Genomic DNA, 15697 nt, shown 5'->3' with positions numbered 1-15697 from the left:
ATTCCAGCAGTGCTATTGCAGAAAAAACCTGCGATGTTCTTCGAAAAACCGTGCAAATGAGAGAACTAGCGTGGCTACAATTCGTTAGAATGTCACCCTGCTTCAAATTCGCCCAATAAGACCCGCTGAGTTCGTTAAACGGTTAGCTCCGCGAATCACAATCGTTCATTGATGAGCTACAATCATTTTTCCACAAGCTATAACTGTAGGGGTATCCCGTGATGTTCATAACTTACGAGATACCCCTTTTTACTATAGTCTGTGGCTGTCCACTCAATCTCCACAGTCTGCTAAATCAACGGATGATTACTTCCCTCATCAGGATTGTTGATAAGATACCGCAGTCATCTGACACGGCTCGCAAATGAACATGTAATACATGCCATCCCCGTATTCCTCAACCTCGCTCCAGTCCATTTGTCCAACGGCCCTCATCCTAGAAGAACAGCATGGACAGTTCGGATACTCTGCGTCCTGAACCCATCCGGGATGGCCCCCAATCTGGGATGTAGAAGGCTCCATCGCCCACTCACTGGCATGGAACGCGTGACGTGGTGATGTGGCAATCCGAAACTGTCGGCCTGCATCCGGTGCAAGCTGAACATCGTCGTCCGGGTCAAGATCATCCGCGCCCATCGGCATCACATTATGCGCACTCCAGCATGGCTCACCTGCTGAATCCATCTCCATATAAACGACGCCATAACAGCTGCAACTAACGCATGTCTGTACTTGAAGCCGCTCACTGTTCCAAGCAATGTCCTGCAATGCTGGATGCCGTACATCCAGATCCATTAAGGTTGTTAACTGACTGCCACACCACTCACAGGTATCGGCACTGGTCAGCAGCATGGAGATTGGATCGCCAATTGATGGGTCGTCTGCCCCTTCATTCTCTTTTACTTTATAGAGTGAATAACTTGGGGTAATGAATAAATCCCTGCGCTGACCTTCAATCGTTAACTCCCAACCGGCTTCGGTTGTATAGTACTCTGGTGCAACATGCAGCTGATCTGCCCAACGAGGTGGCGACTGCCTCCATTGCTGGAACTGACGTACGACCACTTCATCTCCAATATAGGCGAGCATGAGCAACAGAATATTCCGATTCTCATCATCGGTGTTCACCTGCTGCAGGAGTTGATCACGTACTTCCGGCGAGGCACTCTTATACAAAATGGCAGGGTAGTCAATTTCGTACTCCAGCAGCTCAGGAATCTGTGCAGACAACGACGTATCATGGTAACAGACCAGATATACCAGTATATCTTTACCTGTATCATCATCCCCTGAACGAATCAGCTGCATCGCATACTCGATCATAAGGGCTTGCTGCTCCGCAGACAAGGACAGATATACTTCTTCTTTGGAATGATCGTATGCCACATAACGGATTAGCGGATCATGAACCTGGCGTGTATGCATAACTTTCAAAATCTCCACAGGGTCCGTCATTCCCTCATACAAGTTCACGTCGCGCCGATTGGCTTCAATGTATCTTTGATGTGCCTCGCGTTCCATCTCCTGCTTGCAAGGCATGCAGTAACCACCTGTTCGGGCAGCCGTTGCTGGCAAAATCGTATTTGGGCACCCCTCTCGGATGCACGGAATGCGTTCTGTCATCTATGGGTACCCCCTCTGCTTTTAATCCTTCTTCACGTTCTACTAGCTCAATCATGTCGATCAGTGGGATGGTAGATTAGTGATGTCCCAGTTGGTCCTTCGTAAATTCATAAAATGCGAGCGCATCTTCGCTGCTGGCAAAGCCCGCCTGAGCCATTTTGTCGCTGCCGCCACCTTTGCCCTGGTAGGCTCCGAGATTGCCCTTGAAGAAAGGTCCACAAGCCCACTCCGGCGGCTGCCCGTTCTGTGCCAATACAACTTTGGCCTCCGAGATGCTCACAAAGAGTACAAGCCCCTCATGTTCTGATGTCAGCTTGGTCGCCAGACTCTGCATATCCTTGAGCGATTTGTCTTCAAAGATTTGGGCAATGACAAGCCCTTCCCGTGCAGATAAAAGCTCCTGCGCATAATAAGCGTCATTGGAAGCTTTCACCACGTTCAACTCTGCTTGCAGCTGCTTTTGTTCTGCTTCCATTTTATCGATCCGATCCGCAAGCTCTTCCCGGCTGGTCTTCAATTTGGCTGTAATTCCGGTCAGCACGCTTTGCGCGGCGCTGAACTCATTCAGTGCACGGTATCCGCATTTAAAATAAATCCGGGTGCCGCCCTTCACTTTCTCGGTTTTCAACAGTTTAATAATTCCGATCTCTCCTGTGGCTGACACATGTGTTCCACCACAAGCGTTATATTCCACGCCCTCGATCTCCACGATGCGAATATCTTCGGTTACGGAAGGCTGCTTCACCAGCGGCAGACGTGCCGCCTCTTCCGCAGTGACCCATGAACTGCTGATTCTGGCATTCCGGTATATCTGCTGATTAACTTCCATTTCAATTGCAGCCAGTTGATTCGCTCCCAGTTCGGCTGCCACATCGATCGTGATGTAATCTGTGCCCAGATGAAAGCTGAGCGTCATCGCATCTGCCAGCTTCAGCGTAATAGCCGACAGCAAATGCTGCCCGCTATGCTGCTGCATATGATCAAATCTGCGCTGCCAATCGATGTGGCAATCCACGTCATTCTGCTCCGGTGCACTCTCCAGCTTGTGCAGCACCACACCGTCTTCACTAATTACATCCAACACATCCATGCCGCCGATCTGCCCCAGATCACAAGGCTGTCCACCCCCATGCGGATAAAAAGCCGTCTCTGCCAGCGTCACATATATACCGTCTTCCTTGTCCACTCTGCCTGTAATTTGTGTATGCCACTCGCGTGTGTATGCCGAGTCATAATAGATTTTTTGCGTCATCGAATCATCCCGATCCCTTCTCGTTCAAAGTAGAGTGCTGCTTTAGCATTTTAACGAATGCAACGTCACTTTCTGATCTATGCAAAATCCTTATGTATCTGATATCCAGATTACACTATCTGGCATAAACAAGCCAAGTTTCAGCCTGCAAGCATTCCTTTTCATATCCAAAAAACCGCTCTGCAAGTGATGCTACAGGGGCGGTCATGTGAGTATCATTAGCATGACGATACAACTTACTAACCCTACATCTCTGTTTTCGTTCTTAGGGTGTAATATTATTTTGACTTAAAAACTTCAATAAATCGTTATTCAGCTGCACAACTTCGTTGTTTGCACTACTCGCATAGTCCGGCAACATCATATCCTTAACCATTTTAGTTCGTAACCATAGCATAAAGAAGAAATCCAAAATCAAATCTGGACATGTAAGCACCACTTTAAATGCAGAGGGATTAATAGCAACGCCCGCTTTTTGTATAGCCCTTAGATATGTTTTTAAAGTGTGTGTTATTTCATGTGCCGTTTTTCTGTTGTTAGCTGTATCGGGGTCAATGATCTTATTATCAATTTTCAAAAAGCCAAGCATTGCAATGTCCGATACTGAATGTGTTATTAGATACGATCTCATATCCTTATTCATTGCCCAGGGAAGTTTTGCTGTTTTAAATATTTTTGCCAGGTTCTCTACACGTTCAGTCACTAAACCACTAATTTCTCCGAACACAGTAGTCACTAGAATCTTTGGTGGAAATCGGGCATACAATATTCCTTCTTTAATCTGTCCGCCAACACCGGGAAAAGCGGGTAAAAGTCTATCTCCAACCATATCTAGCCACGACGAAAATCCAATTGAATTATTAGTCATTGTAACAATAGCTTTGCTTTGATTGTTTTGTAGAGCTAACAATGCTGATTCGGATCGATCATAACGAACTGTAACGAAAATAAAATCATATATATCATCATTTTCAAGCGTATCAATAACATTGACTTTTATAGATTTAACGGCGCCTTTTTCATTGTATTGCAGGCCATTTTCTTTCAATGTTCTAAATCGATTAGAACGTGCAAACATCGTAACGTCAAGCCCTGCTTCAATGAATCTCATTGCGTATATGCTGCCTATAACCCCTGCACCATAAATTAAAATTCTATTTTGTCTTACTGACAGAACAATCACCCCTTTCTTTTAAAATAATCTCCCTTGACTATGCAACAACGTGTTGTATGATGTAATCATAAATCGTTATTTGCTCTTGATCAAACATCAGTTTTTAAATATTTGTTGGATAATATTTTTGTTTTAACAGGAGAATACACAAATGAAAAAGCAGCCCCAAATCACGAAAAAAACAAGACAGACGTTTATAGATGCTTTTTGTGAGTTATATAGTCAAAAGCCGATTGAAAAAATCTCGATTCAAGAGATTTCGAATAAGGCGGGATATAACCGCAGCACATTCTATCAATACTTTACTGATATTTACGAACTGTTAGACTTTGTTGAAAATGATTTATTGAACTACATAAAAGAAGAATTGGCGAAAAAAGATTTATCTTCCCATACTGTTCAAGATGCGCTTCATTGTTTGGAAAAAAAGGAATATCTCTCGGTTCTCACTGCCTTTTTGGGCGATTATGGAAGTTTTCGTTTTTTAGAACGCTTGAAAAGAGAAATCACCCTTGGCAGATTGGAATTAAACTTACCGCCAAACAGTTCCATAACGCCATACTTGATTGAGTTTCACATAGCAACATCCCTTTCTTTATTTCGTCTTTGGCTCCAGCGACAAAAGGATTTATCGACAGAAGAGTTTTTCAAATTAGTGGATAACCTATATACAAAGGGAGTAACGCCATATTCCAAAAAATAAATCTATTTAGACACATTCCCTAAAATAACAGAGCAGAACCGTTTCAAAATAGGAGTCAGGTCTTCACCAGTGAAAATTGAAAAAAGGATAGAACACCAAAAGGATTCAGGAGGTGGAATCAAAACCGGCGGTGCGATTGAATATCGATTCTACGAGCTTGAGTAAACGATCCATACGAAAAAGAGGATGTCCCCTACGTCATGAAATATGACGGGTGACATCCTTCTTTTAGCGTTATTTTATTTTAATGAACCTGACACATGCTATTCGCTCCTATTTGCCCAGATCTGAGATCTAACGAATCACAGAGACGTTACTTCGTCGATTCACATGATTTTTTAGGTTTTAACGCCCTTTTATGACGAGATAGCGCGACTGAGGTTCGTTAAATCTGGCAACCGTTGATGATCTGCCTTTTAAGGTGTGGTACGTTCGTTAGCGCTTGGAGTAGCTCTTCTTCGTTGCATGTCTCCACACAAGTTGCCGCGTTATTTCAAAACGACATGTCCTATCTTAAAATGTATCACCACGAAGAGAGGCTGCAAAATCTACATCGAGTTATAATCGACTAATCACATTATACTTATTTCATTGACTCGGATAGCTCTGTGAAAATAACACCCAGCGCATATGCGCCAGCATCCGGGTATCCGAGACTGCGATCGCCAACAGCACCCGCGCGGCCCATGCGTGCCACAATGTCTTCTGTTTTCTTCGCGCCTTCTACCGCGGCTTCAGCACCTTTGGCAAACGCCGTTTTGAAGTCATCTCCAGACTTCGAACTTTGCGTCCATGAGTCTGTACAAGGGACAAGTGCGTCAATTAATGTCTTGTCACCTACAACGGCACCACGTCCGAAGGAACGTTCACCTGTAGACTGAATCCCCTGCACTGCCGCCTGCATCATGTCAGCGAACTCTGCAACGTTCAATTGCTGCTTGTCACCAACGGCTTTGCCTGCTGCCCGGAATGCCGAACCCCAGATTGGGCCGGATGCACCACCGCAGTATTCCATAATGACAAGAGAGCATGCATCGAGGAATGAACCGATATTCTTTTTCTCTTCGTTCACGATATGGTTCCATTCGCGTTTGAGCTGTCTAAAGCCCTTCGCTACGCTCATGCCAAAATCGCCGTCACCTGCATGGGAATCCAGTTCACAGAATGGTACTTCGTTCTTGATGATGATCTCACTCATCTTATCGATCAGGTAGACGATATTATCCAGGGAGAATTGATTGTTGTTGATCACCGCAGACGTTGCAGGTGTCTCCACTTCATAGGATACTGGCGCATCTTCAGTTACGACGGCTTCCAATGCTTCGGAATATGCCACTTGCGCTGCTGGAGGACCAGACACTTTGAAAGCAGGTGTATCACTTTCCTTAAACAACAATGTTTTCATTTCATCGTCCAGTTTCAGGATGGTTACTGATGCTCCTGCCATATCGATACTCGTCATGTAATTGCCAACAAACGTAGTGGCTACACCCAGTCCTGAACGCTGTGCCAGCTCACGCTGAACCGAGTTGTTGAGCAGATAAAGCTCCTGTAAAGGTGTCGCACCAAATCCATTTACAAGCACTGCAATCTCAGCGGAAGCATCGTTGTCCAGCTTCATGTCTGCAAGCAGTGCTTCAACCATACGTCCTGCAAGCTCATCCGCAGATACCAATTTCTCGCGGCGAATGCCGGGCTCACCATGAATTCCCACACCGAATTCCATCTCATCTTCAGCGATTTCAAATGTCGGTGTTCCTTTGGCAGGCACGGTACAGGATGTGAATCCAAATCCGATGCTGCGAACGTTCTGGGCTGCTTTCTCAGCAACAGTTTTCACCTCTGCCAGACTGCGGCCTTCTTCGGCTGCGGCTCCAGCGATTTTGTGCACCAGTACGGTTCCGGCAACGCCGCGGCGTCCTACCGTATACAGACTGTCTTGAACAGCAATGTCATCCTCAACCCGTACATATTGCACGTCAATGCCATCTTCCTCGGCAAGATGCGCTGCGTTTTTGAAGTTCATCATGTCGCCGCTGTAGTTTTTAATGATTAGCAGCGTGCCCTTCTTGCTGGCTGTGGACTTGATCGCCTGATATAACTGAATCTGGGAAGGAGATGCGAATACATCTCCACAGACCGCAGCATCCAGCATGCCTTTGCCAACATAACCCGCATGAGCAGGCTCATGACCACTACCGCCGCCGCTGATGAGGCTGACTTTGTCCCCATTAATCTCTCTGCGTTTAATGACCTTATATTTTTTCAAAAATTCAAGCTCCGGGTGCGCCAGCGCAATCCCGTTGCACATTTCCATGACAACATTTTCAGCCTGATTGATAATTTTTTTCATTTATTTCGCCTCCCGGCGAGCTTTTTTGTAGTCCCGTCCCATCCGGTCAGCAGCCGCAATGGCAGCAGCCACTTCAGGAACAGTAATCGGGAACGGCATGGCGTGAATGGATTCTTCCGGAATACATGCGATCTCGGCCACCTTTAACAACTCTTCCTGACTAATGGTATCTACACCGATATCCGCCAAGCTTACAGGCAGTCCCACCGCGAGACAGAAGTCCATGACTTCATGCAGCTCTTCGGTTGGTGCATTTTCAAGGACGAGTTGTGCAATCGTACCGAAGGATACTTTTTCACCGTGGAAGAAGTGATGTGTACCCTCCAGAACTGTCAAACCGTTGTGGATCGCATGTGCAGCAGCCAGACCGCCACTTTCAAAGCCAAGACCAGATAACAGAATGTTGGTCTCAACGATGTTTTCCAGCGCTTGAGTCACGACGTTGCCGTCACTGGCTACTTTTGCTTTCAATCCATCCGTCAGCAGCATTTCATAACACAGTTTTGCAAGGGCAAGTGCTGCATTCGTTCCTACAGCGGATGGCGTGTATCCTTCACGGGAGCCCATCGGCAGACTTGCGTTCACACGAGAGTACGACTTCGCTGTAGCTCTTGCTTCAAAGTACGTCGACAATGCATCACCCATACCCGATACGAGGAAACGTGTTGGAGCGTTGGCGATAACCGTTGTATCCACGAGAACAACACTTGGGCTTTGTTTGAAATACGCATAGTCATCAAAAGCACCTTCAGGCGTGTACAACACAGCCGAGTGACTTGTTGGCGCATCCGTTGCTGCGATGGTAGGACAGATGATCAGCGCTTCGCCTTCTGCAACACATTTGGCTGCGTCGATCGCTTTACCGCCACCAAGACCGATGGTACAATGACATCCTTTTTCCTTCGCGATCTCTTGCAGACGAGCAACTTCCTCGCGGGAACATTCCCCTTTAAAACCGCTTTCAACAAACGTAATATTGAATTTCTGTGCCGTTGCATCGAGCTTCGCCTTTACACGCTGTACATCATCCGGATGTGCGATCAGCAATGCAGATTCACCAAAGGATTTCACAAAGTAACCGAGGTTCAACAATTCGTCTTCGCCTTGCACATATTTCGTTGGGCTAATAAATGCTTTTCTCATAATGATATAGACCCTCCTATGGATGATATAAGTTAAGTTCGTTTACTGCATAAATGTCCTGCATACCTACAACAAGGCTACCTGATGTCATTCTTGGATGAACTTATACATTAAATTTTAAATGCTCACAATTAACCTAAATATATACCATGCATGTGAGGTTTACAGTGGACTTTGATAACAAATTATTATAATTTGCAATCGTAATTTTTTGCTTTTCAACGGAAACATGGTATCTTATTGTCATGCGATAGGTTAATTTTAGACATCATCTATACATTACCCGTCATTAACTCATCTTAATATGTACAACTTGCTAACTTTTAACGAACGAAATCATTCATCAGGTTAGCTATGGAGGGTTCCACCCATGATTAAAGAATATCTGCACATCAATAAAATCCTTGACCTGAATAAATGGAAGCGTCTACAAGATTCCCTAGCCACCGTAACCAAGCTGGCCATTCTAACCGTTGATTATAAAGGCATTCCCGTAACCAGTCACAGCAGCTGTCAGGCCTTTTGCCAAAATGTTCGCAAAGATCCCGAGCTGCTCCCCTACTGCCAGAAATGTGATTCCCGCGGTGGTCTGGAAGCCGTTCGATTGAACGAGCCTTATGTCTACCTGTGTCATTTCAATATCGTGGATATAGCGATTCCAATCACGATTGATGGGAAATATATTGGTGCCGTAATGGCAGGACAAGTGAAGCTCGCTGACCCGGAGAAAGGGACGGAACTGGAACAGATCGTCACGTCCAAGAACGTGCCTATGCATGCTGCAAAGCTAAAGGAATTACAGGACGATTATGACCAGTTGCCTGTCATGACCTATGATGAGGTTGTGAAAATTTCCAACATGCTTTCTTTACTCTGTAATTACATCGTGGAGGAAGCACTGAACAAAAATTTGCTGGTGGAAATGTTCGAGAAAGCTTCGGGTCATCAGGAGTCTCTGAATCTGTCCACTATTTTGCCTGGATACTCCATCCGTAATATTGAGTCGATCAAAAAAGAAATGACCAATGCGATTGCGGATGCCTATCTTAAAAACAGTCCAAGTGATACAGAGAGCTCCAGCCCGGTGCTTCAACCTGCTTTTGAATATATTCACAGTCACAAGAGTGAGCAAGTCTCACTCAAACAAATGGCCGATCTGTGCCACCTGAGTCCAAGTTATTTCAGCAGGCTGTTTGCCAAAGAAACGGGAGAGAACTTCACGACTTACATTGCACGACTCAAAATCAAATGGGCCAAGCAACTGCTGGAGGTTACGGACATGCCCGTATCACAGATCAGTGATGAACTGGGGTTCAATGAATCGGGGTATTTTATTAAAATATTCAAAAAGTTTGAGGAGATTACGCCTGCCCTCTATCGCAAATACATGCAGGAACAATGAGCAAGCCTAACTATACATTTTTGTTACAAGAGAAAACTCAGTGATATCTTTTTCGTATCAAAGATGAGGTTAAAAGATATTTCACCTATTAATCTGCCATTGCTACAATGGAGTCCAGATTACTTAGGGAGGCGTCACGAATGGAATATCGCAAATTGGGAAACAGCGGTCTAACCGTCAGTGAGATTTCACTGGGCAACTGGATTACACACGGAGCACAGGTGGATGATGGAACCGCAAAAGCCTGTGTCCAGGCTGCTTTGGAGGCAGGCATCACGACATTTGATACGGCAGACGTCTATTCCAACACCAAGGCAGAAACGGTGTTAGGACATGCTCTAAAGGAGATCCGAAGAGAAAGTATTGAACTGTGCACCAAAGTCTGTCATCCAACCGGCTCAGGTCGCAACGACAGAGGACTTTCCCGCAAACATATCATGGAGGCCTGCAACGCGTCATTGCAAAGATTGCAGACCGATTATATCGATGTCTATTATGCTCACCGTTATGATCCAAATACGCCGCTGGAGGAGACATTCCTTGCATTTGCGGATCTGGTTCGTCAGGGCAAGGTTCACTATATTGGAGTTAGCGAATGGAGCGCGGATCAAATTGCGCAAGGAGCCGCATTGGCACGGAAACTTCACGTTCCTTTTATTGCGAGCCAACCACAGTATTCAATGTTATGGCGGGTTATTGAGCAGGAAGTTGTGCCAGCAAGTACACAAGCAGGTCTTGGCCACATTACATGGTCTCCCCTGGCTCAGGGCATACTATCTGGTAAATATATTCCGCACGAAGCGCTGCCAGCGGGATCACGTGCAGCGGCCCAGGCAGGAGCACCCTTTTTCAACAATCTGGCTGGTCGGTGGTTACGTGACGATGTTCTGGCTGCTGTGCAGCAGCTTATTCCACTCGCGAAAGAGATCGGGCTGACGCTCCCTCAACTCGCCGTCGCCTGGGTTCTCCAGCATCCGTATGTGTCATCCGTCATTATTGGAGCATCGCGCCCAGAGCAAGTCCTTGAGAATGTGAAAGCCTCTGGTGTTCGACTGGATCAGGAAATCCTGTCCCGCATTGATGAAATATTGGGTGAGTGGATTGAGAGAGACCCTGCCAAAACGGGTTAAAATAGGTTGTTCGGTCATCGTAGTGCAAGTGTAAATAATCTTTAGCTCAACTTATATTCCACATCAACACATTCATCTACAATATTCATAAAACGGGAAATCACTTCCTGATTCATGTCCGTCCGCCATGCCGTGTACAACGGTACGGAGGGCGGACTTTCTGCTAATGGTAGAAATACCACACCCCTCCGCTCGAACACATCTACTGAAGAAGGAACGATGGATATACCCATGCCCGCTGCAACGAGATTCACAATCGTGTACATCTGAATGGCTTCCTGTGTAATACGAGGATCTACACCATGCTCCCTGCAATAATCCAGAACGAGACGATGGAACGGAGAACCCAGATGCCGTGGGAATAAAATAAATTCTTCGTCCGCTAGTTCTGTTATTGACACCTGAGTCTGTGAAGCTAAAGGGTGATGGTCTGGCAGCACTGCGATTAATGTTTCCGTCTGACAGACTCGGAATGACAAATGTCCGTTATGATCCTGATACCGCAAAAATCCAATATGGATCTGTCCATCTGCTAGTGCCTGCAATTGTTCGGACGAGGTCATCTCGTGCAACGTAAGTTCAATCTGCGGGTACGCCGCACGGAATTTTCTCAACACATCGACCATAATACTCCCTGAAGCCGAATCCACAAAAGCAACCGTTAAATGTCCAATGATCCCCTGGTCAGCCTTCTGCGTAAGCTGGATGGATCGCTCAAGTTGGGCCATGATCAGCCTCGCCTGTTCCAGAAACACGGCACCGGCTGCCGTGAGACGAACCATTTTTTTCGTGCGTTCCAACAGCTTCACGCCGAGCTCTTCTTCCAGATTCTGAATCTGCTGGCTCAGCGGCGGTTGCGTCATATTTAATTTCTCAGCCGCACGGTGGAAATGAAGCTCCTCCGCCACGGTGATAAAGTATCGTAATTTTCGAATATCCATACGTCTGATGTACTTCCCTTCCGACTAACCTGTTAATTCATCTGTTCCTGAACCCAAATGGCTGATTCAGCCAGCATCATCATTAATTCATTAAATTCCACGGCAATCTCACGAAGAGGCAGTTCTCCCGCATCGTGGATCAACATCAGGACCTTACCGGAAGTTTGATCCAGTATAGCGATGCTTCCTTCGCCAAATCCACCAATCGGGAATGGTTGTAGCTCAACGTGCAACTCGTATTCCTTCTCATATTCACGGTATACAACCAGGAACCCGGGATACGCCCAATCCAATTCTTCCACCGAATACAAGGCAGGATCGCCAAAGTTGCATGCACCAAATTCAAGCAAGAGCTGACGATACACTGCGGGCAATTTCACGTTATGCTTTTGCTCAAAATGCTCTATGCTCTGTTGCCTTTCAGGAGTACACCCTTCTCCCATGGTTGTATGGTAAGCTTCAACCAAAAGATCACGAATGGGTTCCAAACCTATCGACTCCACTTGAACTCCTCCTCTATAAATGAAAATCAATGAAATTTTGGTCCACAAATATGTTCACTATTAACGACACGATGATACCAGAAGCTGCATTATTACTGTTATTGCTGCATTAAAGTACCTTTCGTCACCTATCTTTCTTTTCCTGCAACAAAAATACCCTATCCAGCAAGTGGATAAGGCAGAATAACCATAGCTTTATTTTAGTTCACATGTTTCCGTAGTTCTTCATCCAGCCATTCCAGCGCTGAACGCAGCTTGTCCTTGGGTACATTCTGATAACGATCCCCCGTTGACAATTCAAAGGCACAGCTATGAGCACTGGTCTGCTGCAAGTAAGAAGTAATCCCTAGGCCAAATTGCTGAGTCATGGATGCCAGAATACGCTCCACCTCGGCTTGGGCCAAGGGAAAATGTACGTGAAACATATTGGAGACGGGTACTTCTGGCAATGTACGTATACCGTGACACGCATTTAACAAGGAAGCAAGTTCCTTTGCCTGCTCATAATAAAGTCCCATTTTGCCAATTCGTTCATTGAAATAATATTGAGAACTAAGAATATATGGATATAGGCCGATCAGATCGCCGCCGTGCCGACGCTTCCATATTTTCGACTCTTGCATCACATCCGTATCCCCTGCCAATATAGCCCCAGCGATTCCTCCAATGCCTTTGTAAAAAGACACGTAGACACTATCAAACAGACTGCAAATCTCGGCTGGTGTTTTCTGATAATAAGGCGTGATTTCGAACAAACGTGCCCCGTCCAGATGAAGTTTGATCCCGCGTTCACGGCAATAGGCCGAGATGGCCTCCAACTCTTCATAGGCAGGCAATTGTCCACCAATCTCGCGTTGAGGCAGTTCAAGCAGCAGGCAGGAAATCTCTTCATTCATCCCCTCCACATCTTCCAATCGAATCAATCGGTCCTTATCCGCCAGCAAAATGGATTCAATCTGATGCAGTTCCTTCAGTGCGTCTTCCTCATGGATTTCCAGGTGGGATAAAGGGTGATAGGCTACTCGCTTGATGCCTTTGCGATCACACCAGATACGTAAGGCGATTTGCTGTGCCATCGTACCACTGGGGAAAAATACAGCCGATTCTTTACCCAGAACGTCAGCCATCTGCTGCTGGAATTGATCAATGATTTTACCGTTGCCATAATGATCACTATACTGTTCCCCATCCACCTGCTCCAGCGCTTTCTGAAGTACTTTGACTTTACGACTTCCGTGACCGCCTATAATAAACTCTGCCTGATTAAAAGCTTCCGCTAATGTTAACTCTGTATTCTTCAAGGTTATTTACTCCTTTATTGTTCTGGTTTTTTGGTTCGTTATGATCTGCACCAATGCATCCAGCGCCCCGGATCGATGCTCACTCCGAGAATGCACAAATCCCACTTCCAACCTGCGGTATTGATCAGGCAAAGATAACACTGCAACCTCGCCTCTTCGCTCTGCTTTAGTAACCGAGGAGCGTGGGAGCAATGACACACCCAACCCTGCAGATACGCCATTCAGAATAGTGTCCAGTGTTCCGTATTCCGTGACATTGAGGGTGTGCACGCCTTGATCTTTCAAAAAGGCTTCAGCCTGCGCACGATGGGTACAGCCTACTTCAAAAAACAACATCGGTTTGCACAATAAATCATGCAGGTCATGGGTTCCCGGTTCGGCAATCAGTACCAACTCTTCGTCGTACACTTTCATATAGTTCAGCTCAGGGTGGTCGACCGGTCCATATATTAAAGCCCCATGCAGCTCATGTTGAATGACCTTCTGATTGAGTTCATGTGTACCCCCTGTAATTAACGAATGCTGAACCTCGGGGTAACATAAACGGTATTCAGCGAGCAGCGGCGTCAGATAACTGGAGGCTGCGGTCTCAATCGCACCAACACGAAGCATACCTGAAGGTGGATTTCCGATCTGCGTTGCCTGCTCCGCTTCATATAACAAATGTAATATTTTATCCGCATATCCCAGTAAATTCTCACCCGCTGGTGTGAGCGACATGCCCCGGTTGGAGCGATGAAACAGCGGTACTTGCAGCTGATCCTCCAACTTTTTAATTCGTGTTGTTACATTGGATTGCACATAATTCAGCGCTAATGCTGCCTTGCTGATACTGCCTTCGCGGGCAACCGCCTGAAATATTTTCAAATCTCCTGCATCCATGCCCTGATCACCTGCTTGTTATCTATGATCTGAATTGATACTGACATTCATTTTTGTTCATTTTACGTGAATCTGCCCCATCTGTACAATGAGGCTCAGTAGTGAAGTTTTTGTATACACAAGGAGGAATTTTGAAAATGAAAGCTATTATACATTCCGGCCAAAGCGGCCTTGAAGGTCTTCAATATACAGAGTCAACATCTCGGGCACCAGAAGCCGGTGAAGTACAGATCCAACTGAAATCTGCTGGAATTAATCATCGTGATCTGTTCATCATGGTAGGACGTACCTTCCAGGACACGCCGCTCATTCTTGGTTCCGATGGGGCAGGTGTAATCGTTGAGATTGGCGAAGGTGTACACGACTTATCTGTAGGTGATGAGGTCATTATCCACCCTACTCTTGGTTGGGACCACGCAGTAGACGTGCCCATTGTGCCCGATATTGTAGGGGGCCCTACGGATGGAACTCTCGCACAATATATTACGCTGCCTGCCAGAAATGCCTTGCCCAAACCCTCTCATCTATCCTGGGCGGAAGCAGGGGTGTTGTCCCTTTCGGCTTTGACAGCATACCGCGCCCTATTCACTCGTGGCGGACTTAAGCAGGGTGAACATATCCTCATTCCCGGCATTGGCGGCGGTGTAGCGACCTATGCCCTGCTCATGGCCGCAGCCGCTGGTGCCAAGGTATCCGTTACATCCCGAAGTGAAGCGAAGAGACATGAGGCCCTGCATCTGGGCGCTTTCCAAGCTCTGGACAGTCATGCAGACTGGAGTTTGCAGAACGACCTTGATCCTGTTGATTTCATCTTGGATAGCATCGGACAAGCCATGTTCCCCAAATATTTTGATATAATCAGACCAGGTGGACGTATCGTGATGTATGGCGCAAGCTCGGGAGATGATCTGAATGTTCCGATCCGCTCGATCTTTTTCCCGCAAGTTAGTCTGATCGGCACCTCCATGGGCAGCCGTGAAGAGTTTATCCAGATGCTGCAATGGGTGGAGCAACATAATATACATCCTGTAATCGATGGTATATATCCGCTACAGGACACAGCGAAAGCATTCGAACGTATGGAAAAGGGAGAGCAATTTGGCAATCTTGCTATACTCGTGGAGTGACATCTGGTTATAGATGGACCTTCATTAATTGGTAAAAATCATTTTACGATAATGGGGGAATCCATCTGACCCGTCTCGCTAAACGTACAGTAATTGTTCTTGTTGCGATTATACTTTTGGATGCTTGAGCCCAAATTTTTACCGGTGATCGTTACGTATGATC

13 protein-coding genes are annotated in these 15697 nt (G+C 46.2%); 4 read left to right on the top strand and 9 right to left on the bottom strand.

All coding sequences use genetic code 11. The features are described from left to right. Positions 1-318 precede the first annotated feature (318 nt). The 3 genes from BMW94_RS08920 to BMW94_RS08910 all read right to left on the bottom strand — a co-directional run bounded on the left by BMW94_RS08920 (position 319) and on the right by BMW94_RS08910 (position 4058). Entirely contained in the window at positions 319-1623 is a 1305-nt protein-coding gene (locus BMW94_RS08920) for a DUF1963 domain-containing protein (protein ID WP_090997240.1), read from the bottom strand. Positions 1624-1699: 76 nt separating this feature from the next. Further along, a complete protein-coding gene (locus BMW94_RS08915; protein ID WP_090997237.1) occupies positions 1700-2875 on the bottom strand; it encodes an alanyl-tRNA editing protein in 1176 nt (391 codons plus the stop codon). A 265-nt stretch (positions 2876-3140) separates the two neighbouring features. Beyond that, positions 3141-4058: a ketopantoate reductase family protein gene (locus tag BMW94_RS08910; protein WP_302847998.1), complete on the bottom strand. Its 918-nt coding sequence runs from the start codon at positions 4056-4058 to the stop codon at positions 3141-3143. A gap of 142 nt (positions 4059-4200) precedes the next feature. Here BMW94_RS08910 and BMW94_RS08905 point away from each other — a divergent pair, with 142 nt between their 5' ends. After that, positions 4201-4752: a TetR/AcrR family transcriptional regulator gene (locus BMW94_RS08905; RefSeq protein WP_090997234.1), complete on the top strand. Its 552-nt coding sequence runs from the start codon at positions 4201-4203 to the stop codon at positions 4750-4752. Positions 4753-5335: 583 nt separating this feature from the next. Here BMW94_RS08905 and dhaK read toward each other — a convergent pair. Beyond that, on the bottom strand, positions 5336-7105 hold the full coding sequence (gene dhaK, locus BMW94_RS08900) for a dihydroxyacetone kinase subunit DhaK (protein WP_090997230.1): 1770 nt from the start codon (positions 7103-7105) through the stop codon (positions 5336-5338). After that, complete coding sequence (locus BMW94_RS08895; protein WP_090997227.1) at positions 7106-8248, bottom strand: glycerol dehydrogenase; 1143 nt, start codon at positions 8246-8248, stop codon at positions 7106-7108. A gap of 370 nt (positions 8249-8618) precedes the next feature. Here BMW94_RS08895 and BMW94_RS08890 point away from each other — a divergent pair, with 370 nt between their 5' ends. Further along, positions 8619-9650 carry a PocR ligand-binding domain-containing protein gene (locus BMW94_RS08890; RefSeq protein ID WP_090997222.1) on the top strand — a complete coding sequence of 344 codons (1032 nt, stop codon included), beginning with the start codon at positions 8619-8621 and terminating at the stop codon, positions 9648-9650. Between the two features lie 140 nt (positions 9651-9790). Beyond that, on the top strand, positions 9791-10780 hold the full coding sequence (locus tag BMW94_RS08885; protein WP_090997219.1) for an aldo/keto reductase family protein: 990 nt from the start codon (positions 9791-9793) through the stop codon (positions 10778-10780). A 41-nt stretch (positions 10781-10821) separates the two neighbouring features. Here BMW94_RS08885 and BMW94_RS08880 read toward each other — a convergent pair whose 3' ends face one another. From BMW94_RS08880 to BMW94_RS08865, 4 genes are all read right to left on the bottom strand, one after another. Further along, positions 10822-11721, bottom strand: coding sequence for a LysR substrate-binding domain-containing protein (locus BMW94_RS08880; protein ID WP_090997214.1), 900 nt, complete (start codon positions 11719-11721; stop codon positions 10822-10824). A gap of 32 nt (positions 11722-11753) precedes the next feature. Beyond that, positions 11754-12224: an SMI1/KNR4 family protein gene (locus tag BMW94_RS08875; protein ID WP_090997212.1), complete on the bottom strand. Its 471-nt coding sequence runs from the start codon at positions 12222-12224 to the stop codon at positions 11754-11756. Between the two features lie 200 nt (positions 12225-12424). Next, positions 12425-13525 (bottom strand): threonine aldolase family protein, encoded by a 1101-nt coding sequence (locus BMW94_RS08870; RefSeq protein WP_090997209.1) that lies wholly within the window; start codon positions 13523-13525, stop codon positions 12425-12427. Positions 13526-13531: 6 nt separating this feature from the next. Beyond that, positions 13532-14407 carry a LysR family transcriptional regulator gene (locus BMW94_RS08865; RefSeq protein WP_090997206.1) on the bottom strand — a complete coding sequence of 292 codons (876 nt, stop codon included), beginning with the start codon at positions 14405-14407 and terminating at the stop codon, positions 13532-13534. A gap of 137 nt (positions 14408-14544) precedes the next feature. Here BMW94_RS08865 and BMW94_RS08860 point away from each other — a divergent pair, with 137 nt between their 5' ends. After that, positions 14545-15534, top strand: coding sequence for a zinc-binding dehydrogenase (locus BMW94_RS08860; RefSeq protein ID WP_090997203.1), 990 nt, complete (start codon positions 14545-14547; stop codon positions 15532-15534). Positions 15535-15697 lie beyond the last annotated feature (163 nt).

Source organism: Paenibacillus sp. OK003 (assembly GCF_900109515.1).
Taxonomy (GTDB): domain Bacteria; phylum Bacillota; class Bacilli; order Paenibacillales; family Paenibacillaceae; genus Paenibacillus; species Paenibacillus marchantiae.
This window is presented reverse-complemented; position numbering and strand designations above follow the sequence as displayed.

Excerpts from the sequence above, each read along its gene's own strand:
- BMW94_RS08860 (WP_090997203.1), top strand. The coding sequence starts at position 14,545 with ATGAAAGCTATTATACATTCCGGCCAAAGCGGCCTTGAAGGTCTTCAA.
- BMW94_RS08905 (WP_090997234.1), top strand. The coding sequence starts at position 4,201 with ATGAAAAAGCAGCCCCAAATCACGAAAAAAACAAGACAGACGTTTATA.
- BMW94_RS08915 (WP_090997237.1), bottom strand. The coding sequence starts at position 2,875 with ATGACGCAAAAAATCTATTATGACTCGGCATACACACGCGAGTGGCAT.
- BMW94_RS08920 (WP_090997240.1), bottom strand. The coding sequence starts at position 1,623 with ATGACAGAACGCATTCCGTGCATCCGAGAGGGGTGCCCAAATACGATT.
- dhaK (WP_090997230.1), bottom strand. The coding sequence starts at position 7,105 with ATGAAAAAAATTATCAATCAGGCTGAAAATGTTGTCATGGAAATGTGC.
- BMW94_RS08890 (WP_090997222.1), top strand. The coding sequence starts at position 8,619 with ATGATTAAAGAATATCTGCACATCAATAAAATCCTTGACCTGAATAAA.
- BMW94_RS08880 (WP_090997214.1), bottom strand. The coding sequence starts at position 11,721 with ATGGATATTCGAAAATTACGATACTTTATCACCGTGGCGGAGGAGCTT.
- BMW94_RS08885 (WP_090997219.1), top strand. The coding sequence starts at position 9,791 with ATGGAATATCGCAAATTGGGAAACAGCGGTCTAACCGTCAGTGAGATT.
- BMW94_RS08895 (WP_090997227.1), bottom strand. The coding sequence starts at position 8,248 with ATGAGAAAAGCATTTATTAGCCCAACGAAATATGTGCAAGGCGAAGAC.
- BMW94_RS08865 (WP_090997206.1), bottom strand. The coding sequence starts at position 14,407 with ATGGATGCAGGAGATTTGAAAATATTTCAGGCGGTTGCCCGCGAAGGC.